This is a genomic window from Enterobacter sp. ODB01 (genome assembly GCF_001623605.1).
Taxonomy (GTDB): Bacteria; Pseudomonadota; Gammaproteobacteria; order Enterobacterales; family Enterobacteriaceae; genus Enterobacter; species Enterobacter kobei.
Genome location: NZ_CP015227.1, coordinates 4446479 through 4471093, shown reverse-complemented (window position 1 = coordinate 4471093; position 24615 = coordinate 4446479). Strand labels below are relative to the sequence as shown.

Genomic DNA, 24615 nt, shown 5'->3' with positions numbered 1-24615 from the left:
AAACCACGTTCAACTCGCGAGCAAGCCCCTATTTTTTCACCGTTTCGCCATTCTGCCAGGCCTTTTGCAGCGCGGGCCAGTAGTCGCGGTTGGCTTCGATCATCTCATCCAGAATTGCTTTCGCGTGCGCCATGGTCGGCACGGTGCGGTTCAGGGTGAAGGCCTGCAGGGCTTTCTCATAACTGCCTTCGATGGTCGCCTCCACCAGCAGCTGTTCGGATGCCAGCTGCTGTTGCAGCAGGGTCTGATGGAACAGCGGCACCCGACCGATGCGCACAGGCTCTGGTCCTTCGGAGGTGATATAGGCGGGCACTTCCACCATCGCATCGTATGGCAGGTTGGTAATCGCCCCGCGGTTTTCCACCATCACCAGATGGCGGCTGCGCAGGTTAAAGGCCAGCGAGCAGGCCACGTCGACGATAAACTCGCCGTGGACGCCCACGTGGAAGGCATCCGGCAGGATCCCGGTGCGCTTGTACTCTTGCGCAGCAGCAAAGAGTTTTTTCTCACGCCCGTCCATCACTTCGTTGGCGCGGGTATAGTCCGGGTTCTGATGCTCCACAATCTGGTTTGGCATCAGGTAATACTGCAGATACGGGTTCGGCAGGTACTCCGGGAAGTTATCCATGACGGGCTTGATGTTGCGCCAGGTCTTCACCCAGGAGGGATCGGAATGTTGCGGATCGGTTTTGGCGGCGTCTTCCGTCAACAGGCCAAACTTCGCGATATGTTTGCGCAGTTCGGGCAGCTTGTCTTCGCCGTCCACCAGCACGCGGGTAAACCAGCCGAAGTGGTTCAGGCCGAAATAGTCCACCTCCAGCTTGTGGCGATCCACGCCCAGAATGGCGCCCATATTGCGCATTGCGGCGACGGGCATATCGCAGATGTTCAGCACCCGCGCGTTCGGGCGCAGGCGGCGCACGCCTTCCGCCACGATCGCTGCCGGGTTGGAGTAGTTCACGATCCAGGCTTTTTCATGCGCGTAGCGATCCACCCGATCGATAAGCTCTACCATCGGCAGGATCGTGCGCAGTCCGTACGCCAGGCCGCCGGGACCGCAAGTCTCCTGGCCGACCACGCCGTGCCGCAGTGGGATCTTCTCATCCTGCTCGCGCATTTTATACTGACCGACCCGCATCTGGGCGAAGACGAAATGTGCGCCGCTGAACGCCACTTCCGGGTCAGTGGTGACGGTGAATTTGATGCTTTCACTGTGGTCACGAATCACTTTCTCAACCACCGGCGCGATGGTGTTCTGACGCGCCTCGTCGATGTCATAGAGGCGGATTTCGGCCAGCGGGAAGTCATGCAGACGTACCATCAGGCTTTTCACAATACCCGGCGTGTAGGTGCTGCCGCCACCGGCAATCGACAGAATAAAGGGGGGTGTAAACATCTTTAGCTCCTTTCAGAGAAACGTCTCAACGGCTTCTCGCATTTTTTTGACATGCAGCCCGTAGACTACCTGAACGTTGTTACCTTGTTTGATGACCCCTTTCGCGCCGGTCGCTTTCAGGCGCGGCTCGTCGATGATGTCGACGTCCTTCACCGTGACGCGTAAGCGGGTATAGCAGTTATCCACAACCTCAATATTCTCCCTGCCGCCGAGGCCCACTACGATGGACTCACCCAGCCCGTCGTTATTGCCCCTCGCCTGGTACTCCTGCTTGCTGTAGAGACGTGTCTCCTGATCCTCATCCTCACGGCCTGGGGTCTTCATGTTGAAGCGCAGAATAAGGAAGCGGAACACCGTGAAGTAGAGGGAAAACATGATCAGCCCTACCAGGATGTACATTGGCCAGTTGGATTTCTCTGTGCCGAGCGGCAGGTTGTAGAGAATGAAATCAATGATCCCGTTGGCACCGATGGCGTGAACGCCAAATAGCGAGAACAGCATCATGCCGATGCCGGTCAGCACCGCGTGAACCACGAACAGCAGCGGCGCGACGAACAGGAAGGAGAACTCAATCGGCTCGGTGACGCCGACCAGCAGCGAGGTCAGCGCTGCCGGGATCAAAATGGCTTTCGCAACAACTTTGCGTTCCGGTTTTGCGGTCATATACATCGCCAGCGCGGCGGCGGGCAGGCCGAACATTTTGCTGATGCCGCGCGCGTCCCACACCACGGTGCTGCTGAGCTGCTTCACCTCCGGGCAGGCCATTTCGGCGAAGTAGATATTGCGCGCGCCCTGATAGGTTGCGCCGCACACCTCCTGCGTCCCCCCGAGTTCGGTATAGAGGAACGGGGTATAAACCAGATGATGCAGGCCAGTCGGTACCAGAATGCGCTCAAGGAAACCGTAAATGGCTACGCCGAACGGACCTGAGCCTTTAATGGCCAGCGCCAGCGCGCTAATCCCGTGCTGAGCGTACGGCCAGATTTCGCTCATTACCACGCCGAGCAGCATGGAGACGGGCAGCATCACAATCGCGACAAAGCAGTGGCCGGAGTAAATCGCCATCGCACCGTTAAACTGTACGCCGGAATATTTGTTGTAAAGGTAGCCGGAGAGCGCCCCGGTCAGGATCCCGGCGAAAACACCCATCTCCAGCACCTGAACGCCCAGCACCATGCTTTGACCCGCGGCTTTCATCTGCCCGGCAGGCGCAAGCTCACCCTGAAGCTGTAACGTTACGTTCATGGCGTTGATAAACACCACGAAGGTCACCAGACCAATCAGCGCCGCGTAGCCTTTATCGCGCGTTGCCAGCCCAATCGGGATCCCGACGGCAAACACCAGCGCCAGGTTGACCAGCACCGACACGGCGGATTTGGAAATCAGCTGGCCGATACTCTGAATGAGCGGATGGCCAAGAAACGGCAGGTACTCGGCCAGGTTGCCGTTACCCAATACGTTACCAAAGGCGATAAACAGACCGACGATCGGTAAGATAAGTACGGGGCCGTACAATGATTTTCCGAAATTTTGTAGGGCGTTCACGGCTCGTTTCATGGCTTTCTCTCTTATTGAACCGCGCACTCGGGGTGCGTCATGGTCATAAAACTAGCAGGCTCCTGATGCTTTTATCCAGCTATCTTATTGTTTTAAAAACAAATGACGTGAAAGGTAACATGTGACGTTATGCTCTGTGATCGCGGTTCCACCTCCACGCCGCCGGACATGGCGATTCTGCGAGGCGCTTTCCAGATTCTAAAATTGGACTTTTTGTATTAACGAAACTTGCGGATAATACTTATCCGGACGACGACCAACAGGCCCCCTCAGGCCAGGGACAAAGGATGAAACCGTTTCGCTTAGCCGCGATCTCTCTCGCGCTGCTTACCACATTTACGCTTGTCGGCTGTGACAACAGCGACGATAAATCTCAGACTGCGGCTCCCGCAGCATCCACCACATCAACCCCGAAAGCGGCTGAAAAGCCTGATGCAGAAAAACTGGCAAAACTGGCGGCACAGAGCCAGGGCAAAGCATTAACCCTACTGGATGCCTCTGAAGTACAGCTGGACGGCGCCGCCACTCTGGTGTTGACCTTCTCTGTTCCGTTGAATCCCGACCAGGATTTCGCGAAAACAGTGCATGTCGTGGATAAGAAAAGTGGCAAGGTTGACGGGGCGTGGGAACTTGCGCCTAACCTGAAAGAGCTTCGCCTGCGTCATCTGGAGCCCAACCGTAATCTGGTTGTCACCGTCGAACGTGGTTTACAGGCGCTGAACAAAGCAACGTTCGACATTGATTATGAAAAAGCGATCACCACCCGGGATGTCGAACCGACGGTCGGTTTTGCCAGCCGCGGATCGCTGCTGCCGGGCAAAGTGGTGGAAGGGCTGCCGGTGATGGCGCTCAACGTCAACAATGTGGACGTTAATTTCTACCGCGTGAAGCCGGAATCGCTGGCTTCCTTTGTCAGTCAGTGGGAGTACCGTAACTCCCTGACCAACTGGGAATCCGACAACCTGCTGAAGATGGCGGAACTGGTTTATACCGGTCGCTTTGATCTCAATCCGGCGCGCAATACCCGTGAAAAACTGCTTCTGCCGCTCAAGGATATCAAGCCGCTCCAGCAGTCTGGCGTCTATATCGCGGTCATGAACCAGGCCGGGCACTACAACTACAGCAATGCCGCAACCCTCTTTACCCTGAGCGATGTCGGGTTATCCGCTCACCGTTACCACAACCGCCTGGACATCTTTACCCAGAGTCTGGAAAACGGTGCGGCGCAGTCCGGTGTCACCGTCACGCTGCTGAATGACAAAGGGCAGACCCTTGCCGAGGCGAAAAGCGATGCGGACGGTCATGCAACGCTTGAAACCGACAAAGAGGCCGCGCTGATTCTGGCGAGCAAAGATGGCCAGACCACGCTGCTTGATCTCAAACTTCCGGCGCTCGATCTGGCGGAGTTTGATATCGCCGGTAATCCGGGCTACAGCAAGCAGTTCTTTATGTTTGGTCCGCGCGATCTCTATCGCCCGGGTGAAACCGTGATCCTCAACGGCTTACTGCGCGACAGCGACGGAAAGCCGCTCCCCGACCAGCCTGTGAAGCTTGACGTGTTGCGTCCGGATGGACAGGTGGCGCGCACGATGGTCGTTAAGCCAGAAAACGGGCTCTATCGTTTTAACTATCCGCTGGATAGCGGTGCGCAGACCGGCATGTGGCATATCCGCGCGAACACAGGTGATAACCAGCAGCGTCTGTGGGATTTCCACGTGGAAGATTTCATGCCTGAGCGTATGGCGCTGAATCTGACAGGTCAAAAAGCACCGGTTTCCCCGCAGGATGACGTGGACTTTAACGTAGTAGGCTATTACCTGTACGGTGCGCCGGCTAATGGGAATTCACTGCAGGGCCAGCTTTTCCTCCGCCCACTGCGTGAGGCCGTGCCTGCACTGCCAGGCTTCCAGTTTGGGGACATCGCTGAGGAAAACCTGAGCCGCAGTCTGGATGAAGTGCAGCTTACGCTGGACGAACAGGGGCGCGGGCAGGTTACGACTGAAAGCCAGTGGAAAGAAGTGCACTCGCCGCTACAGCTGATCCTGCAGGCCAGCCTGCTGGAGTCGGGCGGTCGCCCGGTGACGCGTCGCGCTGAGCAGGCCATCTGGCCGGCGGCTGAACTGCCGGGTATCCGTCCTCAGTTCGCCAGCAAGGCCGTATACGACTACCGCACGGATACCACCGTCAACCAACCCATTGTTGACGAAAACGGTAATGCCAGCTTTGACATCGTTTATGCCGATGCCAGCGGGGCGAAAAAAGCGGTATCCGGCTTACAGGTGCGCCTGATCCGCGAGCGCCGCGACTACTTCTGGAACTGGTCTGAGAGCGAAGGCTGGCAGTCTCAGTTCGATCAAAAGGATCTGGTTGAAGGTGAACAGGAGCTTAGCCTCAAGGCCGATGAAACCGGCAAGGTCACTTTCCCGGTGGAGTGGGGCTCATACCGTCTGGAGGTGAAAGCGCCTGATGAGATGGTCAGTAGCGTGCGCTTCTGGGCGGGATACAGCTGGCAGGATAACAGCGATGGCACGGGGGCAGCACGCCCTGACCGCGTGACGCTGAAGCTGGATAAACCCGCTTATCAGCCAGGCGATACCATCCAGCTGCATATCGCTGCACCCGCCGCAGGCAAGGGTTATGCCATGATCGAATCCAGCGAAGGGCCGCTGTGGTGGAAAGAGATCGACGTACCGGCAAACGGGCTCGATCTCTCGATTCCGGTCGATAAAGCCTGGAAACGTCACGATCTCTACCTCAGCACACTGGTGGTGCGCCCTGGGGATAAATCGAAATCCGCTACGCCGAAACGCGCGGTTGGTCTGCTGCATCTGCCGATGGGAGACGAAAATCGTCGCCTGAACATTGCGCTCGATAACCCGCAGAAAATGCGGCCAAATCAGACGCTCTCTGTGAAGGTGAAAGCCAGCGTGAAAGAGGGGGCGGTTCCACAGAAAGTGAACGTGCTGGTTTCGGCAGTGGACAGCGGCGTGCTGAACATTACCGATTACGTTACGCCAGATCCGTGGCAGGCGTTCTTCGGCCAGAAGCGCTACGGCGCGGATATCTACGATATCTACGGCCAGGTCATTGAAGGGCAGGGCCGCATGGCGGCGCTGCGCTTCGGCGGTGATGGCGATGAACTGAAGCGCGGCGGCAAACCGCCGGTGAACCACGTCACCATTATTGCCCAGCAGGCTCAGCCGGTTACGCTGGATGCTAACGGGGAAGGTACCGTTACGCTGCCGATTGGAGACTTCAACGGCGAGCTGCGCCTGATGGCACAGGCCTGGACGGAAGATGATTTTGGCAGCAGTGAAAGCAAGGTTGTGGTGGCCGCACCGGTCATTACCGAGCTGAACACCCCGCGTTTCCTGGCGAGTGGAGATACCTCGCGCCTGACGCTGGATCTGACCAACCTGACCGACCAGCCGCAAACGCTGAACGTTGCCCTGACTGCGACAGGCAAACTGTCCCTGGAGGGCGCGCCGCCGCAGCCGGTTCAGCTGCCGCCGGGCGCGCGTAGCACCCTGTTTATTCCAGTACGTGCGCTGGAAGGCTATGGCGACGGTGAGGTGACGGCACAGGTTACCGGCCTGCAGCTTCCGGGCGAAACCTTCGCACCGCAGCAGAAAAGCTGGAAAATCGGTGTACGTCCGGCATTCCCGGCACAGACGGTCAATACCGGAACGATGCTGAACCCGGGTGAATCCTGGACCGCACCGGCGCAGCATAGTAGCGGTTTCTCTCCAGCCACTCTGCAGGGGCAACTCCTGCTGAGCGGTAAACCACCGCTAAACCTGGCGCGCTATATTCGTGAACTGCAGGCGTATCCGTATGGCTGTCTGGAACAAACCACGAGTGGCCTGTTCCCGTCGCTCTACACCAACGCGGCGCAGCTCACCGCGCTTGGTATTAAGGGCGACACGGATGACAAGCGCCGTGCTGCCATTGATATTGGGATCTCGCGTCTGCTGCAGATGCAGCGCGAGGAGGGCGGTTTTGCGTTGTGGGATAAAAACGGCCCGGAAGAGTACTGGTTAACCGCCTATGTCACTGACTTCCTGGTGCGTGCAGGCGAGCAAGGCTACAGCGTGCCTGCCGAAGCCGTAAATAACGCCAATAGCCGCCTGCTGCGCTACCTGCAGGATCCGGGCATGATGTCCATTCGCTACAGCGACGACACCCAGGCCAGCAAATTTGCCGTACAGGCTTATGCCGCTCTGGTGCTGGCGCGCCAGCAAAAAGCACCTCTGGGTGCGCTGCGCGAAATCTGGGATCGTCACGCTCAGGCTGCTTCCGGGCTGCCGCTGATGCAGCTGGGTATGGCGCTCAAACTGATGGGCGATGCCCCACGCAGCCAGCAGGCACTGGACCTGGCGCTCAAAACGCCGCGTAACGACAGCAAAAATTGGATGGCCGATTACGGTAGTCAGTTGCGCGATAACGCGTTGATGCTCTCCCTGCTGGAAGAGTACAAGCTGCTGCCGAATGCGCAAAATACGTTGCTGAATGCGCTGTCTGAACAGGCTTTCAGCCAGCGCTGGCTGTCTACTCAGGAGAGTAATGCCCTCTTCCTGGCCGGACGTTCGCTGCAAACTCTGTCAGGTGCATGGCAGGCGAAAACCTCGCTGTCTGATACCGCCTCAGGCGGTGATACATCGCTGGTACAAAACGTCAACGGCGACCAGCTTGGTGCGCTGCAGGTGACCAATACCGGCACTTCGCCACTGTGGGTTCGCCTGGACAGCACGGGTTATCCGGAATATGCGCCTCAGCCGAGCTCGAACGTGCTGCAGATTGAACGTCATATCCTGGCAACCGACGGCAGCAGTAAATCGCTCTCATCTCTGAAGAGTGGTGAACTGGTACTGGTGTGGCTTGAGGTGAAAGCCAGCCAGAACGTGCCGGATGCGCTGGTGGTGGATCTTCTCCCGGCGGGTCTGGAGCTGGAAAACCAGAACCTGGCGAGCAGCAGCGCCAGCCTGCAGGACAGCGGCAGCGAGGTGCAAAACCTGCTGAGCCAGATGCAGCAGGCGGATATTCAGCATATGGAGTTCCGCGACGACCGCTTTGTGGCCGCTGTGCCGGTCAACGAAGGTCAGCCGGTCACGCTGGTTTACCTGGCGCGCGCCGTCACACCGGGAACTTACCAGGTGCCGGTCCCGATGGTGGAGTCTATGTACGTTCCGCAGTGGCGGGCAACGGGTGCGGCCAGCGGCCCGCTGATTGTTGTTCCGTAATATGCTGAAAGCACGTCTGACACGCTCCCGCTGGCTCTGGCTGGCGGGAGCGCTTCTCATTTTATGGGGGCTGGTTTTCGCCGCCGACCGCCTGTGGCCGTTACCTCTGAAAGAGGTTAACCCCGCCCGGGTGGTGGTGGATGAGAACGGCACGCCGCTGTGGCGTTTTGCTGACGCGGAGGGCATCTGGCGCTATCCGGTGACCATTGAAGAGGTCTCTCCCCGCTATCTTGAGGCGCTAATCCAGTATGAAGATCGCTGGTTCTGGGATCATCCCGGCGTAAACCCACTCTCTGTCATGCGCGCCGCCTGGCAGGATCTGACCTCCGGGAGAGTGGTCTCGGGTGGAAGTACGCTTACCATGCAGGTGGCGCGCCTGCTGGATCCGCATCCGCGCACCTTCGGTGGAAAGATCCGTCAGCTCTGGCGGGCGATGCAGCTGGAGTGGCATCTCTCCAAACGCGATATTCTTACGCTGTATCTCAACCGTGCCCCGTTTGGCGGCACGCTGCAGGGGGTAGGGGCAGCAAGCTGGACCTATCTGGGGAAACCACCTTCGCAGCTTAGCTACTCCGATGCAGCGCTGCTGGCCGTACTGCCGCAGGCACCAAGTCGTCTGCGCCCGGACCGCTGGCCGGAGCGGGCCGAAGCGGCACGCAATAAAGTGCTCGACCGCATGATGACCCAGGGCGTCTGGTCAGAAAAACAGGTAAAAGAGTCCCGTGAAGAGCCGGTATGGCTGGCTCCCCGTCAGATGCCGCAGTTGGCGCCGCTTTTTGCTCGCATGATGCTCGGCAAAAGCCGCGACACAAAAATTGTCACCACGCTGGATGCCGGACTACAACGACAGCTGGAAGAGCTGGCGATGAACTGGAAATCCCGCCTGCCGGCACGCAGCTCGCTGGCGATGATTGTCGTGGATCATACGGATATGAAAGTGCGCGGCTGGGTCGGTTCGGTGGATATTAACGACGACAGTCGATTTAGCCATGTTGATATGGTCAATGCGATCCGATCGCCGGGATCGGTGCTGAAACCCTTTATTTACGGTATGGCGCTGGATGATGGCCTGATCCATCCCGCCTCATTGCTTCAGGACGTTCCTCGAAAAACCGGTGATTATCGCCCCGGAAATTTCGACAGCGGCTTCCACGGGCCGGTCAGCATGAGTGAAGCGCTGGTACGCTCCCTCAATCTGCCGGCGGTGCAGGTGCTGGAAGCCTACGGGCCAAAGCGTTTTGCCGGAATGCTGAGCAATGCCGGGCTGCCGCTGATCCTGCCTGCGGGGGCGCAACCGAATTTGTCGCTGATTTTGGGAGGTGCAGGCGCGCGGCTGGCCGATATCGCCGCTGCCTACAGCGCCTTTGCCCGACACGGCAAGGCGGGAAGGCTGCGCTTCCAGCCTGGCGACGCGCTTGTTGAACGCCCGCTGTTATCGGCAGGTTCAGCGTGGATTATTCGCCGTATTCTCGCCAACGAGGCGCAGCCGCTGCCGGACAGTGCGCTACCGCAAATTGCGCCGCTGGCGTGGAAAACCGGCACCAGCTACGGCTACCGTGATGCCTGGGCAATAGGTCTGAACGCCCGTTACGTCATTGGCATCTGGACCGGACGACCGGACGGTACGCCCGTGGCCGGGCAGTTTGGTTTTGCCAGCGCGGTGCCGCTCCTGAATCAGGTAAATAACCTGCTTCAGTCTCGCTCGACGGTAGACGAAGCCCGCCTGCCGCGCGATCCGCGTCCGGAGAGCGTCGGGCAGGGTGTGATCTGCTGGCCTGGCGGTCAGTCGCTGCCGGAAGGCAGTGAAAACTGTCGGCGTCGCCTTTCCACATGGTTGCTGGAAGGAAGTGAGCCGCCTACGCTGCTTTTACCGGAACAGGAAGGTATTCGCGGCATTCGTTTCCCGGTCTGGCTTGATAAAACGGGTAAGCGTGTTGCAGCAGATTGCCCGGATGCCACGGAGAAAATCCTCGATGTCTGGCCGCTGCCGCTGGAGTCGTGGCTGCCAGCAGCAGAAAAAAGGGCGGCGCGTCTTCCTGCGAAATCAACAGTCTGTCCGCCTCTGGATAATAACAATGCGGCACCGCTTATGATTTCGGGAATCAGAGAGGGAGCTGTGATTAAGCGACTCCCGGGTGAAGGAAATGTGACGCTTTCTGTCAGTACGACAGGTGGAGAAGGTGAGCGCTGGTGGTTTTTAAACGGAGAACCGTTAAAAGGACGGAATTATAATTATTCATTAAAATTATATTTGCCGGGTAATTATCAATTATTTGTGATGGATGAGGCAGGACAAACGGCGACGGTAAATTTCGAGCTGGGCCGTTAAGTTTTACCCCTAAAGCGTTAGCTTGATAATTATCAACATTCGTTCCTGAAAAAAAACGAGAATGCGTTTTTATTTGAAGGAACGAGCAATGAAAAAAAATAAAAATCAGGGAGAGGGTTTTATTCCCGAGATATCCCGGCGTCAATTTATTCAGGCAGGATCGGCGCTCGCCGCCCTTCCGCTTGTTGTGACAACCCGCACCGTGCAGGCGCAGGACGCCGCGGCAACACGTGCGGCGCCGGAAGAAAAAGTGGTGCAAACCTGCAGCACGTTTGACTGCGGGGGGAAGTGTGATATTCGAGCTCACGTCAGCGAAGGCGTTGTCACCCGTATTTCCACGCGCCCGGATAATGCATTGGATCCGCAGATGCCGGTTATGCGTGCCTGCGTTCGTGGCAGAGCGTATCGGAAATTTGTTTATCATCCCGATCGGCTTAAATATCCAATGAAGCGTACAGGTAAACGTGGCGAAGGAAAATTCGAACGTATTACCTGGGATGAAGCCACGACGCTGATTGCGAATCAATTAAAAACGATTACGCAAAAATACGGTGCGGCTTCACGCTATGTTCATGTGGGCACCGCAGTTTCTGGCGGAACGTTTTCCGGCGATAAAATGGTTCGTCGTCTGCTCAACTTAACGGGCGGCTACCTCGAAAGCTATCACTCGGTCAGTATGGGCAACACGGCGGCAGCCACGCCGTATACCTATGGTACCGCCGCCAGCGGCAGTTCTCTGGATACACTGCTTGATACGAAACTGGTCATCCTCTGGGGCCATAACCCGACGGAGACGATTTTTGGTCACAGCAACTACTTCTTCCAGAAGATGAAGCAAAACGGCACCCGCTTTATCGTTGTCGATCCGCGCTATTCAGACACGGTTTCCTCCCTTGCCGATCGGTGGATCCCGCTGCTTCCTGCCACCGATAACGCCCTGATGGATGCCATGATGTTCGTGATCGTCACAGAGAACCTGCACGATCGCGACTTCATTCAGCGCTATACCCTGGGCTTTGACGAAGCATCAATGCCGGAAGGCGTTCCGGCCAATGAATCCCTGATGGCTTACCTGAGCGGGGCAAAAGACGGCGTGGCGAAAACCCCTGAGTGGGCCGAGAAAATTACCCATGTGCCTGCGCAGACTATCCGTCAGCTGGCTCGCGACTACGCAAATACTAAACCTGCCGCACTGATCCAGGGTTGGGGGCCGCAGCGTCACAACTGCGGCGAGCGCACCGCGCGCGGCTCAACGTTACTGGCGACGCTGACGGGTAACGTCGGCGTAAAAGGCGGCTGGGCGGCAGGCTATGGCGGCTGCGCTAACCGCAAATTTGCGGCAGGGCCCGAAATGCCGGATAACCCGGTAAAGGCCAAAATATCGGTGATGAACTGGGTGCAGGCCGCCGACGATGCTTCTCAGGTGACGGCTGAAGTCGGTCTGAAAGACGCAGACAAGCTGGACAGCAATATCCGCATCCTGTTCTCGCTGGCCGGCAATTACCTGGCTAACCAGAACCCGGATCTCCATCAGGCGACCCGCGTGCTGGAAGACGAGTCGAAAATCGAATTTATTGTCGCAAGCGATCTGTTTATGACGCCGAGCGCCAGATACGCCGATCTTCTTCTGCCGGAAACCAGCTTTATGGAGCGCTGGAATATTGGCGAAACCTGGGGGACCGCGAGCTATCTGATCCTGTCGGAAAAGCTGATTGAGCCTGAGTTTGAGCGCCGTTCAGATTACGACTGGCTGCGTGAGGTTGCCGCTAAGCTCGGCATTGAACCCGCGTTCAGCGAGGGCCGTGACGAAAAAGCGTGGATTGAGCACATCTGGGAGCAGACGCGGCTGGCGATGCCGGAGGAAAATCTGCCGGACTTCACGACGCTACAGAAAACGCGTCAGCATCTTTTCAAAAGCGCGCCGTACGTTGCCTTTGAAGACAACATTCGCGATCCGCAAAATCATCCGTTCCCGACGCCGTCCGGGAAGATTGAGATCTTCTCGAAGCGTCTGTACGACATGCATCACCCGGAAATTCCGGCGCTATCGCACTACGTTCCCGCTCATGAAGGCCCGGAAGATGAACTGGCGAAAACTTTCCCGCTTCAGCTGATTACCTGGAAAGGGAAAAACCGTGCCAACTCAACCCAATATGCTAACCCGTGGTTAATTGAAGCCCAGCAGCAAAAGCTGTGGATTAACCCGCAGGATGCGCAAAAGCGCGGCATTGCACAGGGCGATACCGTGCGCATCCATAACGCGCGCGGCATTTGTGAAATCCCGGCCGAGGTGACGCCGCGCATCATTCCAGGCGTCGTTGCCATGCAGGCTGGTGCCTGGTGGCAGCCGGACGAGCAGGGTATTGATAAAGGCGGTTGCGCGAACGTCCTCAGTTCAGCCCGTATTACCGCGCTTGCGAAAGGGAATTCTCATCAAACCATGCTGGTGGAGGTAGCGAAAGCATGAGTCAGTTTAAACACTACGCGCCGGTGAGCGATAAACAGCTGGGTTTTTATATCGACTCCTCCCGCTGTTCGGGCTGCAAGGCCTGTCAGGTGGCGTGCAAAGATAAAAATAACCTTGAGGTTGGACGTCGTTTCCGCCGCGTTTATGAAGTCAACGGCGGAAATTTCATTCCAACCGGGCAGGGGGGCGTCAGCAATAACGTTTTTGCTTACACGCTCTCTATTTCTTGTAACCACTGTGCGGACCCGGTCTGCACCAAAAACTGCCCGACTACCGCGATGCACAAGCGTCCGGGCGACGGCATCGTGCGCGTCGATACGGACAAGTGCGTTGGCTGCGGCTACTGCGCATGGTCATGTCCTTACGGCGCGCCGCAGCTCAATGAGCAGACCGGACAGATGTCGAAATGCGATTTTTGCGTGGATCTCCAGGCAAAGGGGGAGCAGCCAGTCTGTGTGGCAACCTGTCCACTCGAAGCGATCAAATTCGGACCCATTGATGAACTTCGGGAGAAATACGGCGCGGTCTGCGATGTGAAAGGTTTGCCTGATTCTTCCATCACACAACCGAACCTGGTAGTCAAAGCGCATCAGGGTGCAGAGAAAGAGGGGAAGCGTCATGCATGAGTTACCGTTGCTGATATTTACGCTGTTCCTGCAGGGATCGGTAGGCGTGACCCTCTGGCTGGCGTTTGGCGAGGCGCGCGCATCGCAGTCTCGTCTGCTGCTGCCCGCTGCCGGGGCGTTTGTCCTGGCCAGTCTGGGGCTTATCTCCTCGGCGCTGCACATGGGCTATCCGCTCAACGCCCTTAACGCGCTGCGCCACGTTTCCAGCTCCTGGCTGAGCCGTGAGATCGTCTTTGCCAGCCTTTACCTTGCGGCACTGGGCCTTACGACGCTGCTGATGTTTGCCAAAAAACCAGGCTGGAAGCTGCTGTTGGTTGTGGCCGGTGTTGCCGGGCTGGTGGATGTGTTCTGCATGGCGCAGATCTACATGCATACGTCGGTGGTGACCTGGCAGCACATTAACACTCTGGTGCTGTTCATCGGCTCAGTGGGGATCATAGGTTCAGCCTGCATGGCCGTTGGGCTGCGCTGCCAAACTTACGTGCGTGCGGCGGTTGTCATTGTCGCGCTGCTGGTGCTTGTGCGGCTGGTCATGCAGCCCGTCTGGCTGGCAGACATTGCGACCATGGATAACACCGTGGTGACGTTCCCTCACGCACCGTTGCAGATGCTGGAGCAACTGCGCACGGTACATCTGCTGAGCTGGTGCGTTTCGGTTGCGGGTATGCTGTGCTTTGCCGCGGGCGGTCTGAAAGCGGCGCGAGGCCCAATGCTGCTGGGCAGTGCGCTGTTGATCGTGGGTGAGCTTATGCTGCGCTTCGTTTTCTTCAGTATTGGCTGATGGGCGAATTGTCATTATCCCCGGCGATAGAGGTGACGCGTGCGTGCGTGCGTCGCCGTTTTCGCCATGCTGCCTGCAGTGCCTGCGCGGACGTTTGTCCCGCGCAGGTTTTTTCTTTTACTGAAATGGGCATCTCGGTTGATGAACAGCGCTGTATAGGCTGCGGTGACTGCCTGTTCGTCTGTCCCACCGAGGCCATTACCGACATCACGCCGCGAAAACGCTTTCTGCGTGGCGATACCCTCGTTGGGCCTTTTACTGAACATGCCCCAGGGGTGAATGAGCTGCTGCTATGGCACGCGCAACACGGCGTGCGTTTTATCAGTATTGAAGCGGAACACTACCCGGCCTGGTTACTGGCGCTTGCCCGGCTCAATCTTGTGCTTCGTCGACGGGGTGAAGCGGTATGGGCTTTTAAGCCTGACCCGATCAACGAGGTGAATATTGCCCGCCGTGCGCTTATGTATGTTCCGCGGGAGGATGTGCGCCGCTGTAACGTCGTGCCGGGCCAGCGTCAGCTGCGCAGGGCATTCGCAGGATTTAGTGAGTCAGATATCGTTCTCGACATCGGAAAATGTATGTTGTGTGGGGCATGCTGGCGAAGCTGCACGGAAAACGCAATTCGTTTTGAGAATGCCACGCTGGTGGTGGAAACCGGACGCTGTACCGGGTGTGGGGGGTGCGAAGCGGTGTGTCAGCATGGCGCGATAAGCATAACGCAGACAGAACAGAGCGCGAAAAGCAGCGTGACGCCTGCCTGTGAGGCTGTTTGCCTGACGTGTCATCGTCATTTCTGGTCATTCAGGATGGATGAAAAGCACTGCCCCCTCTGTTCACGCCATCACTTCGCAATGCGCGATTCGACCTGTTGCTAATCTTCGTCTCATTTTAAAAAAATGTTATGCAGAACCATAGGCAATGGCGCTATTGCTCATTATAATCCGCGCCACACCATACTCAGGTATGCAAAACAACAGAACATTGACAGAGGTTATCATGGCTATTGAACGTACTTTTTCCATCATCAAACCAAACGCGGTGGCAAAAAACGTTATTGGCAGCATCTTCGCTCGCTTTGAATCAGCAGGGTTCAAAATTGTTGGCACCAAAATGCTGCACCTGACCGTTGAGCAGGCTCGCGGTTTCTACGCTGAGCACGAAGGCCGTCCATTCTTTGACGGTCTGGTTGAGTTCATGACCTCCGGTCCTATCGTCGTATCCGTGCTGGAAGGCGAGAACGCAGTACAGCGCCATCGCGATCTGCTGGGTGCAACCAACCCGGACAACGCGCTGGCCGGTACCCTGCGCGCTGACTACGCGGACAGCTTCACCGAGAACGGCACCCACGGTTCTGACTCCGTTGAATCTGCTGCACGCGAAATCGCCTTCTTCTTCGCAGAAGGCGAAGTGTGTCCACGCACCCGTTAATTTAACGGTTTCGTTTACACATTAATTTCGTAAATGCCACGTGCAAACGTGGCATCCCTGCGCCAGACTTTGTACAATGCAACGCCCCGGATGAGCAGACCGCTGTCCGGGGCGTTTCTATTCAACCCTCCAGGGGCCACAACGTGTAACAACGAGGCCGGAAAATATTATGTCTGAATTAGTGAATACCTCCGAAGTCGCCATTCCTGCGGTTCCCAATAAAAATGGAAAAATTAACCTGCTGGACCTGAACCGTCAGCAGATGCGCGAGTTCTTTAAAGATATGGGTGAGAAGCCGTTTCGTGCCGATCAGGTGATGAAATGGATGTACCACTACTGCAGCGACAACTTTGATGAAATGACTGACATCAACAAAGCGCTGCGTAACAAGCTCAAAGAAGTGGCTGAAATCCGCGCCCCGGAAGTGGTGGAAGAGCAGCGCTCTGCCGATGGCACCATCAAATGGGCGATTGCCGTAGGCGATCAGCGCGTTGAAACCGTCTACATCCCGGAAGAAGACCGCGCCACGCTGTGTGTCTCCTCCCAGGTGGGCTGCGCGCTGGAGTGCAAATTCTGCTCTACCGCACAGCAAGGGTTCAACCGTAACCTGCGTGTCTCTGAAATTATCGGCCAGGTCTGGCGTGCGGCGAAAATCGTCGGGGCGGCAAAAGTGACCGGTACGCGTCCTATCACCAACGTGGTGATGATGGGGATGGGTGAGCCGCTGTTGAACCTGACTAACGTGGTACCGGCAATGGAAATCATGCTGGATGACTTCGGTTTCGGCCTGTCCAAGCGTCGTGTGACGCTGTCGACGTCAGGCGTTGTCCCTGCGCTGGATAAGCTTGGCGACATGATTGACGTTGCGCTGGCTATCTCCCTGCACGCACCAAACGATGAAATTCGTGACGAAATTGTACCGATCAACAAAAAGTACAATATCGAAACCTTCCTCGCTGCCGTGCGCCGCTACCTGGAGAAATCCAACGCCAACCAGGGCCGCGTCACCATCGAGTACGTGATGCTTGACCACGTTAACGACGGTACCGAGCACGCGCATCAACTGGCTGAGCTGCTGAAAGATACGCCATGCAAAATCAACCTGATCCCATGGAACCCGTTCCCGGGGGCGCCGTATGGCCGTAGTTCGAACAGCCGTATCGACCGTTTCTCCAAGGTACTGATGGAGTATGGTTTCACCACTATCGTGCGTAAAACCCGTGGTGATGATATTGATGCAGCGTGTGGACAACTGGCTGGCGATGTCATTGACCGAACCAAACGTACCCTGCGTAAACGCATGCAGGGTGAGACGATTGCGGTCAAAGCTGTTTGATTATTATGCACCCACGGCGCATTATCTGCGCCGTGATGCATAATCTTACTGAATAATCAGTCAGATTCGTGAAGACTGATCAATAATTACGGTGCGTTTCATCCGACTTTCGGGCAGTATGTAACGACGTAACAACAGTTTAGCCGTTCGGGCAGGGCTGTACTGTCATCTCCGGGCTGACAGTCTTATACTGTCTGTTCAAGGTTAACTGACCTGAAGTTTCGCGGTGCGGGTGGCATTGTGACTCACCGGCACCTGAACCCTTTTTTTCACGTACCAGTAGTTGTAGCGAATGAATACTGAAGCCACTCACGACCAACATGAAGCACTCTCCACTGGCGTTCGTCTTCGCAACGCCCGTGAACAACTCGGACTCAGCCAGCAAGCCGTTGCAGAACGCTTGTGCCTGAAGGTTTCCACGGTTCGCGATATTGAAGAAGATAAGGCGCCTGCCGATCTGGCTTCAACATTTCTGCGCGGTTATATCCGCTCTTACGCAAAACTGGTGCACATCCCCGAAAACGAATTACTGCCAATGATGGAGAAGCAGGCACCGGTTCGCGCAGCGAAAGTGGCGCCGATGCAAACTTTCTCCCTGGGGAAACGTCGTAAAAAACGTGATGGCTGGCTGATGAGCTTTACCTGGCTGGTGCTGTTTGTGGTGATCGGCCTGACCGGCGCGTGGTGGTGGCAAAACCATAAGGCGCAGCAGGAAGAGATCACCACCATGGCCGATCAATCCTCTGCTGAACTCAATCAGGCAGGGAATGGTGGCGCTCAGAGCGTCCCGCTGAACACCGACGGTGCAGCCACCTCAAGCGAGCCGCAAACAACGGCTCCGGCAACCGATGCGGCGCAGGCTCCGGCAGCCACGGCTAACACCGCTGCGCCTCAGGCTCAGGATCAGAACGCGGTCGTTGCCCCTTCTCAGGCGAATGTTGATACTGCGGCGACTCAGCCAACGGACAATACCGCGGCATCCCTGCCAACCGACCCGGCGGCTACTGCCGCACCAGCAGCCGATCCAAACGCGCTGGTGATGAACTTCACTGCCGACTGCTGGCTGGAAGTCACTGACGCGACAGGTAAAAAACTGTTTAGCGGCCTGCAGCGGAAAGATGGCACGTTAAACCTAACGGGTCAGGCACCTTACAAACTTAAAATCGGCGCTCCGGCAGCGGTACAGATCCAGTATCAAGGAAAACCTGTCGACCTGAGCCGCTTTATCAGAACTAACCAGGTTGCACGTCTTACCGTTAATGCCGAACAATCAGCAGCACAGTAACAGACGGGCAACGCGGGAGATTTTTCATGCATAACCAGGCTCCGATTCAACGTAGAAAATCGAAACGGATTTACGTTGGGAATGTGCCAGTCGGCGATGGAGCACCCATCGCCGTTCAGTCGATGACCAACACGCGCACCACGGACGTGGAAGCAACGGTCAACCAAATCAAAGCATTAGAGCGTGTAGGCGCGGACATTGTTCGCGTCTCCGTGCCCACCATGGATGCCGCAGAGGCGTTCAAGCTGATCAAACAGCAGGTCAGCGTTCCGCTGGTAGCGGATATCCACTTCGACTACCGTATCGCGCTGAAAGTGGCCGAATACGGTGTTGATTGCCTGCGTATTAACCCGGGCAACATCGGTAACGAAGAGCGCATCCGCATGGTGGTGGACTGCGCCCGTGACAAAAATATCCCTATCCGTATCGGTGTCAACGCGGGATCGCTGGAAAAAGATCTGCAGGAAAAATACGGTGAACCCACGCCGCAGGCGCTGCTCGAATCCGCGATGCGCCATGTCGATCATCTCGATCGTCTTAACTTCGATCAGTTCAAAGTTAGCGTAAAAGCGTCCGATGTATTCCTCGCGGTGGAGTCGTACCGCCTGCTGGCAAAACAGATCGATCAGCCTCTGCATCTCGGGATCACCGAAGCGGGTGGCCTGCGTAGCGGTTCTGTCAAATCCGCGATCGGTCTGGGACTGCTGCTCTCTGAAGGGATCGGTGACACCCTGCGCGTTTCGCTGGCGGCCGATCCGGTAGAAGAGATCAAGGTCGGTTTCGATATCCTGAAATCACTGCGTATTCGTGCGCGTGGGATCAACTTCATTGCCTGCCCAACCTGCTCGCGTCAGGAATTTGATGTGATCGGTACGGTGAATGCCCTGGAGCAGCGTCTGGAAGATATCATCACCCCGATGGACGTCTCCATCATCGGTTGCGTGGTGAACGGTCCGGGTGAAGCGCTGGTGTCCACACTGGGCGTGACCGGCGGTAACAAGAAAAGTGGTCTCTATGAAGATGGCGTTCGTAAAGATCGTCTGGATAATAGTGACATGATCGACCAGCTCGAAGCTCGCATCCGCGCTAAAGCCGCGATGATGGACGAGACACAGCGTATCAGCGTTCAGCAGGTTGAAAAATAACGTGATGGGAAGCGTGCCGCTTCCCATGTATGATTGAACCCATTCTTTGGGTTTTTTTTGTATATAGAAAGAGAATAAACGTGGCAAAAAACATTCAAGCCATCCGCGGCATGAACGATTACCTGCCTGGCGAAACCGCCATCTGGCAGCGCATTGAAGGCACACTGAAGCAGGTGCTCGGCAGCTACGGTTACAGCGAAATCCGTTTGCCGATTGTAGAGCAGACCCCGTTATTCAAACGCGCGATCGGCGAAGTGACCGATGTGGTTGAAAAAGAGATGTACACCTTTGAGGACCGCAACGGCGACAGCCTGACTCTGCGTCCGGAAGGGACGGCGGGCTGCGTACGCGCCGGCATCGAACATGGTCTTCTGTACAATCAGGAGCAGCGCCTGTGGTATATCGGCCCGATGTTCCGCCACGAACGTCCGCAGAAAGGTCGTTATCGTCAGTTCAACCAGCTGGGTGTGGAAGTGTTTGGCCTGCAGGGTCCGGACATCGACGCCGAACTGATTATGCTGACGGCCCGCTGGTGGCGCGCGCTCGGTATTGCTGAGCACGTTTCGCTGGAGTTGAACTCTATCGGTTCTCTGGACGCGCGTGCGAACTATCGCGATGCGCTGGTTGCATTCCTGGAACAGCATAAAGACAAGCTGGACGAAGACTGCAAACGCCGCATGTACAGCAACCCGCTGCGCGTGCTGGATTCCAAAAACCCCGATGTGCAGGCGCTGCTGAATGATGCACCTGCACTGGGTGACTACCTGGACGACGAGTCTCGCGAACACTTTACCGGCCTGTGCAAGCTGCTTGAAGCGGCGGGCATTGCCTACACCGTGAACCAGCGTCTGGTGCGCGGCCTGGACTACTACAACCGCACCGTGTTTGAGTGGGTGACCACCAGCCTCGGTTCACAAGGCACCGTGTGTGCCGGCGGTCGTTATGACGGTCTGGTTGAGCAACTAGGTGGCCGTGCAGCACCTGGCGTTGGCTTCGCGATGGGCCTTGAGCGACTTGTTTTGTTAGTTCAGGCTGTTAATCCGGAATTTAAAGCAGATTCCGTTGTCGATATATACCTGGTGGCCTCAGGCGCGGAAACGCAGTCTGCGGCGATGCAGCTTGCCGAACGCGTGCGCGATGCGCTGCCGGGCGTTAAGCTGATGACCAATCATGGCGGCGGCAACTTCAAAAAACAGTTTGCTCGTGCCGATAAGTGGGGCGCAAGTATTGCACTGGTGCTGGGTGAGTCCGAAGTGGCTAACGGCGAAGTGGTAGTTAAAGACCTGCGCTCTGGTGAGCAAACAACGGTAACGCAGGACGGCGTTGCGGCGCATTTGCGCACTCTATTGGGCTAAGGAGAAAGACTGCGTGGAAATTTACGAGAACGAACACGATCAGGTCGACGCGATTAAACGCTTCTTTGTTGAGAACGGCAAAGCGCTGGTTGTTGGGGTGATTTTAGGTGTGGGCGCGCTGATTGGCTGGCGTTACTGGAACAATCATCAGGCGGATACCGCGCGCGGCGCGTCTCTGACCTATGAAAATACCGTGAGTGCGATCCGTGCCGATCAGCCACAAACGCTGGTTGCGGCAGAGAAATTTGCTGCTGACAACAAAAACACCTACGGCGCGCTGGCTGCGCTGGAAGTGGCTCAGCAGTACGTTGATAAGAACGAACTGGATAAAGCTGTTGCTCAGTTGACTCAGGGTCTTGCTGCTGCCAGCGATGAAAACCTGAAAGCAGTGATTAATCTGCGCCTGGCACGTATTCAGGTTCAGCAGAAAAAAGCTGACGATGCGCTGAAAACGCTCGATACCGTTAAAGGCGAAGGTTTTGCTGCCATCGTTGCCGATCTGCGCGGTGAAGCGCTGCTGAGCAAAGGTGACAAAGCGGGCGCGCGTAAAGCGTGGCAAGCTGGCGTGGATAGCAAAGCTTCACCTGCGCTGAGCGAAATGATGCAGATGAAAATAAATAATTTGTCCGTCTGAGAGGGACCCGATGCAATTGCGTAAATTACTTCTGCCAGGACTGCTTTCTGTTACGTTATTGAGTGGTTGTTCACTGTTCAGTGGCGAAGAAGACGTTGTAAAAATGTCCCCACTGCCGACGGTTGAAAACCAGTTTACCCCTTCTACCGCGTGGGATGTCTCCGTTGGTAATGGTATTGGTGACTTTTATTCCAACCTTCATCCGGCCTTTGCGGACAGCGTTGTTTATGCCGCCGATCGTAAAGGTACCGTGAAAGCGGTCAATGCTGATGACGGAAAAGAAGTCTGGTCTGTTAACCTGGCGGAAAAAGATGGCTGGTTCTCCCGTAAACCTGCACTGCTGTCTGGCGGCCTGACGGTTGCCGGTGGTCATGTCTACGTGGGTAGCGAAAAGGCGCAGGTTTATGCCCTGAACACCAGCGACGGCTCCGTTGCCTGGCAAACTACCGTGGCCGGTGAATCCCTGTCTCGCCCGGTCGTGAGCGACGGCCTGGTGCTGATTCATACCAGCAACGGCCAGCTGCAGGCGCTGAACGAAGCGGACGGTCTGGTGAAATGGACCGTTAACCTTGACATGCCTGCGCTCTCTCTGCGCGGTGAATCTGCGCCTGCTACCGCATTCGGTGCAGCAATTGTAGGCGGTGATAACGGTCGCGTGAGTGCCGTGCTGATGCAGCAGGGTCAGATGATCTGGCAGCAGCGTATCTCTCAGGCTACAGGCTCAACGGAAATTGACCGTCTGAGCGACGTCGACACAACGCCGGTCATCGTAGACGGTGTGGTTTACGCGCTGGCCTATAACGGTAACCTCACCGCGCTGGATCTGCGCAGCGGCCAGATCATGTGGAAACGTGAACTGGGTTCTGTAAATGATTTCATCGTGGACGGTAACCGTATCTATATGGTTGACCAGAACGACCGTCTGCTGGCGCTGAGCACTGAAGGCGGCGTGACCCTGTGGACGCAAAGCGATCTGCTGCACCGTCTGCTGACCGCGCCAGCACTGTACAACGGTAGCCTGGTGGTAGGCGACAGCGAAGGGTATATGCACTGGATTGATCCGGATAACGGCCGCTTTGTTGCACAGCAAAAAGTCGACAGCTCTGGTTTCCTGACCGATCCGGTTGTGGCTGACGGCAAACTGCTGATTCAGGCAAAAGACGGTACGCTGTACGCGATCACGCGTTAATTACCCGGCGGTTGTAGTATACTAAACGGCTCCTGTTCACTCAGGAGCCGTTTTGACATTTTTAAAAACGCCGCGAATGCGACGTTTATTTGAATTTTATGAGGCTTCAAACATGGTACCTGTGGTCGCGCTTGTCGGGCGCCCTAACGTTGGAAAATCCACTCTTTTTAACCGTTTAACACGCACCCGTGATGCGCTGGTTGCGGATTTCCCGGGGCTGACGCGTGACCGTAAGTACGGTCGTGCAGAGGTGGAAGGACGCGAGTTCATCTGTATTGATACCGGTGGCATTGACGGTACAGAGGACGGCGTTGAAACCCGCATGGCGGAACAGTCATTGCTGGCGATTGAAGAAGCGGACGTGGTGCTGTTTATGGTGGATGCGCGCGCTGGCCTGATGCCGGCAGACTCCGCCATCGCCAAACACCTGCGCTCGCGTGAAAAGCCTACTTTCCTGGTGGCGAACAAAACTGACGGTATCGATGCCGATCAGGCCGTTGCAGACTTCTGGTCTTTAGGCCTGGGTGAAATTTACCCCATTGCGGCATCGCACGGTCGCGGCGTGACCAGCCTGCTGGAAACCGTTCTGCTGCCATGGGTTGATGAAGTTAACCCGCCGGAAGAGGTGGACGAAGACGCTGAATACTGGGCGCAGTTTGAAGAGGGCGTTGAGGGCGAAGAAGAGCCTGAAGACGACTTCAATCCGCAGGATCTGCCAATCAAGCTGGCTATCGTGGGGCGTCCAAACGTAGGTAAGTCTACACTTACTAACCGTATTCTGGGTGAAGAGCGCGTGGTCGTTTACGACATGCCTGGCACCACGCGCGACAGCATCTACATCCCGATGCAGCGCGATGAACGTGAGTATGTCCTCATTGACACCGCCGGGGTACGTAAGCGCGGGAAAATCACCGATGTGGTGGAAAAATTCTCCGTTATCAAAACCCTGCAGGCGATTGAAGATGCCAACGTCGTTATGCTGGTCATTGATGCGCGTGAAGGAATCTCCGATCAGGATCTCTCTCTGCTCGGCTTTATCCTCAATAGTGGGCGCTCACTGGTTATCGTGGTTAACAAATGGGATGGCCTGAGCAATGAAGTGCGCGAGCAGGTGAAAGAGACCCTCGACTTCCGTCTGGGCTTTATCGACTTTGCGCGCGTGCACTTTATTTCTGCCCTGCATGGCAGTGGCGTCGGTAACCTGTTCGAATCCGTGCGTGAAGCCTATGACAGCTCCACCCGCCGTCAGAGCACCGCCATGCTGACCCGCATCATGAATATGGCTGCGGAAGACCATCAACCGCCGCTGGTACGCGGTCGCCGCGTGAAGCTGAAATATGCTCACGCCGGGGGTTATAACCCGCCAATCGTGGTGATCCACGGCAACCAGGTGAAAGACCTGCCGGATTCCTACAAGCGCTATCTGATGAACTACTTCCGTAAATCGCTGGACGTGATGGGCACGCCTATCCGCATCCAGTTCAAGGAAGGGGAAAACCCGTTCGCTAACAAGCGCAACACCCTTACGCCGAACCAGATGCGTAAGCGTAAGCGTTTGATTAAGCACATTAAGAAAAGCAAATAAGCTTTGCTGAACTCACAAAAGCCCGCGCATGTCGCGGGCTTTTTTTTGCCCAATCATACCGCCGGTTTTCTCTGTGTGATGTCAATCACTATTCACTTTTAACCATGTTTAAAACTAAGAAAGTAGACAATCGTCGAATTTTCGTCTTAAAGTCCCGGGCCCGGTACTAGACAAAACTAGCATCTGGTTATCAAATGGTTAACTAACTTTTCGCCGCATGTAAAAAATCGGTCAGATACGTAACTGGCCGGCGTACTTGCTG

General features: G+C 56.4%; 16 protein-coding genes. 14 read left to right on the top strand and 2 right to left on the bottom strand.

The features are described from left to right. Nucleotides 1-28: 28 nt before the first annotated feature. Both A4308_RS21190 and A4308_RS21185 read right to left on the bottom strand, forming a co-directional pair. The gene (locus A4308_RS21190) at nucleotides 29-1396 is read right to left on the bottom strand and encodes a 6-phospho-alpha-glucosidase (RefSeq protein WP_023331083.1); all 1368 of its coding nucleotides are present in this window, start codon (nucleotides 1394-1396) and stop codon (nucleotides 29-31) included. A gap of 12 nt (nucleotides 1397-1408) precedes the next feature. Further along, nucleotides 1409-2953 carry a PTS transporter subunit EIIC gene (locus A4308_RS21185; protein ID WP_045281157.1) on the bottom strand — a complete coding sequence of 515 codons (1545 nt, stop codon included), beginning with the start codon at nucleotides 2951-2953 and terminating at the stop codon, nucleotides 1409-1411. Between the two features lie 287 nt (nucleotides 2954-3240). Here A4308_RS21185 and A4308_RS21180 point away from each other — a divergent pair, with 287 nt between their 5' ends. The 14 genes from A4308_RS21180 to der all read left to right on the top strand — a co-directional run bounded on the left by A4308_RS21180 (nucleotide 3241) and on the right by der (nucleotide 24353). After that, the gene (locus A4308_RS21180) at nucleotides 3241-8193 is read left to right on the top strand and encodes an alpha-2-macroglobulin family protein (protein ID WP_045281156.1); all 4953 of its coding nucleotides are present in this window, start codon (nucleotides 3241-3243) and stop codon (nucleotides 8191-8193) included. A 1-nt stretch (nucleotide 8194) separates the two neighbouring features. Then, nucleotides 8195-10522: a peptidoglycan glycosyltransferase PbpC gene (gene pbpC, locus A4308_RS21175; RefSeq protein ID WP_045281155.1), complete on the top strand. Its 2328-nt coding sequence runs from the start codon at nucleotides 8195-8197 to the stop codon at nucleotides 10520-10522. Between the two features lie 88 nt (nucleotides 10523-10610). Next, the gene (locus A4308_RS21170) at nucleotides 10611-12989 is read left to right on the top strand and encodes a DMSO/selenate family reductase complex A subunit (protein ID WP_045281154.1); all 2379 of its coding nucleotides are present in this window, start codon (nucleotides 10611-10613) and stop codon (nucleotides 12987-12989) included. Then, nucleotides 12986-13615: a DMSO/selenate family reductase complex B subunit gene (locus A4308_RS21165; protein WP_014884815.1), complete on the top strand. Its 630-nt coding sequence runs from the start codon at nucleotides 12986-12988 to the stop codon at nucleotides 13613-13615. The genes A4308_RS21170 and A4308_RS21165 overlap by 4 nt, the downstream gene beginning before the upstream one ends. Continuing rightward, nucleotides 13608-14396 (top strand): dimethyl sulfoxide reductase anchor subunit family protein, encoded by a 789-nt coding sequence (locus A4308_RS21160; RefSeq protein WP_063308764.1) that lies wholly within the window; start codon nucleotides 13608-13610, stop codon nucleotides 14394-14396. The genes A4308_RS21165 and A4308_RS21160 overlap by 8 nt, the downstream gene beginning before the upstream one ends. Continuing rightward, nucleotides 14396-15271 carry a 4Fe-4S binding protein gene (locus A4308_RS21155; protein ID WP_045281152.1) on the top strand — a complete coding sequence of 292 codons (876 nt, stop codon included), beginning with the start codon at nucleotides 14396-14398 and terminating at the stop codon, nucleotides 15269-15271. Before A4308_RS21160 ends, A4308_RS21155 begins: the two co-directional genes overlap by 1 nt. Nucleotides 15272-15392: 121 nt before the next feature. After that, nucleotides 15393-15824, top strand: a complete 432-nt coding sequence (ndk, locus tag A4308_RS21150; protein ID WP_003860625.1) for a nucleoside-diphosphate kinase — start codon at nucleotides 15393-15395, stop codon at nucleotides 15822-15824. Nucleotides 15825-15993: 169 nt separating this feature from the next. Further along, nucleotides 15994-17160: a bifunctional tRNA (adenosine(37)-C2)-methyltransferase TrmG/ribosomal RNA large subunit methyltransferase RlmN gene (locus tag A4308_RS21145; RefSeq protein WP_045281151.1), complete on the top strand. Its 1167-nt coding sequence runs from the start codon at nucleotides 15994-15996 to the stop codon at nucleotides 17158-17160. A gap of 292 nt (nucleotides 17161-17452) precedes the next feature. After that, nucleotides 17453-18445: a cytoskeleton protein RodZ gene (rodZ, locus tag A4308_RS21140; protein WP_045281150.1), complete on the top strand. Its 993-nt coding sequence runs from the start codon at nucleotides 17453-17455 to the stop codon at nucleotides 18443-18445. A gap of 26 nt (nucleotides 18446-18471) precedes the next feature. Further along, nucleotides 18472-19590 (top strand): flavodoxin-dependent (E)-4-hydroxy-3-methylbut-2-enyl-diphosphate synthase, encoded by a 1119-nt coding sequence (ispG, locus tag A4308_RS21135; RefSeq protein WP_023337626.1) that lies wholly within the window; start codon nucleotides 18472-18474, stop codon nucleotides 19588-19590. 80 nt (nucleotides 19591-19670) lie between these two features. Next, nucleotides 19671-20945, top strand: coding sequence for a histidine--tRNA ligase (hisS, locus tag A4308_RS21130; RefSeq protein ID WP_023331073.1), 1275 nt, complete (start codon nucleotides 19671-19673; stop codon nucleotides 20943-20945). 13 nt (nucleotides 20946-20958) lie between these two features. After that, nucleotides 20959-21579, top strand: a complete 621-nt coding sequence (locus tag A4308_RS21125; protein ID WP_014884808.1) for a YfgM family protein — start codon at nucleotides 20959-20961, stop codon at nucleotides 21577-21579. Between the two features lie 10 nt (nucleotides 21580-21589). Beyond that, nucleotides 21590-22768, top strand: coding sequence for an outer membrane protein assembly factor BamB (bamB, locus tag A4308_RS21120; protein WP_045281149.1), 1179 nt, complete (start codon nucleotides 21590-21592; stop codon nucleotides 22766-22768). Nucleotides 22769-22880: 112 nt separating this feature from the next. Continuing rightward, the gene (gene der / locus A4308_RS21115; RefSeq protein WP_014884806.1) at nucleotides 22881-24353 is read left to right on the top strand and encodes a ribosome biogenesis GTPase Der; all 1473 of its coding nucleotides are present in this window, start codon (nucleotides 22881-22883) and stop codon (nucleotides 24351-24353) included. Nucleotides 24354-24615 lie beyond the last annotated feature (262 nt).

What these genes read in the sequence shown, in the direction of transcription:
- A4308_RS21190 (WP_023331083.1), bottom strand. Translation starts at nt 1,396, where the DNA reads ATGTTTACACCCCCCTTTATTCTGTCGATTGCCGGTGGCGGCAGCACC.
- A4308_RS21185 (WP_045281157.1), bottom strand. Translation starts at nt 2,953, where the DNA reads ATGAAACGAGCCGTGAACGCCCTACAAAATTTCGGAAAATCATTGTAC.
- A4308_RS21180 (WP_045281156.1), top strand. Translation starts at nt 3,241, where the DNA reads ATGAAACCGTTTCGCTTAGCCGCGATCTCTCTCGCGCTGCTTACCACA.
- pbpC (WP_045281155.1), top strand. Translation starts at nt 8,195, where the DNA reads ATGCTGAAAGCACGTCTGACACGCTCCCGCTGGCTCTGGCTGGCGGGA.
- A4308_RS21170 (WP_045281154.1), top strand. Translation starts at nt 10,611, where the DNA reads ATGAAAAAAAATAAAAATCAGGGAGAGGGTTTTATTCCCGAGATATCC.
- A4308_RS21165 (WP_014884815.1), top strand. Translation starts at nt 12,986, where the DNA reads ATGAGTCAGTTTAAACACTACGCGCCGGTGAGCGATAAACAGCTGGGT.
- A4308_RS21160 (WP_063308764.1), top strand. Translation starts at nt 13,608, where the DNA reads ATGCATGAGTTACCGTTGCTGATATTTACGCTGTTCCTGCAGGGATCG.
- A4308_RS21155 (WP_045281152.1), top strand. Translation starts at nt 14,396, where the DNA reads ATGGGCGAATTGTCATTATCCCCGGCGATAGAGGTGACGCGTGCGTGC.
- ndk (WP_003860625.1), top strand. Translation starts at nt 15,393, where the DNA reads ATGGCTATTGAACGTACTTTTTCCATCATCAAACCAAACGCGGTGGCA.
- A4308_RS21145 (WP_045281151.1), top strand. Translation starts at nt 15,994, where the DNA reads ATGTCTGAATTAGTGAATACCTCCGAAGTCGCCATTCCTGCGGTTCCC.
- rodZ (WP_045281150.1), top strand. Translation starts at nt 17,453, where the DNA reads ATGAATACTGAAGCCACTCACGACCAACATGAAGCACTCTCCACTGGC.
- ispG (WP_023337626.1), top strand. Translation starts at nt 18,472, where the DNA reads ATGCATAACCAGGCTCCGATTCAACGTAGAAAATCGAAACGGATTTAC.
- bamB (WP_045281149.1), top strand. Translation starts at nt 21,590, where the DNA reads ATGCAATTGCGTAAATTACTTCTGCCAGGACTGCTTTCTGTTACGTTA.
- der (WP_014884806.1), top strand. Translation starts at nt 22,881, where the DNA reads ATGGTACCTGTGGTCGCGCTTGTCGGGCGCCCTAACGTTGGAAAATCC.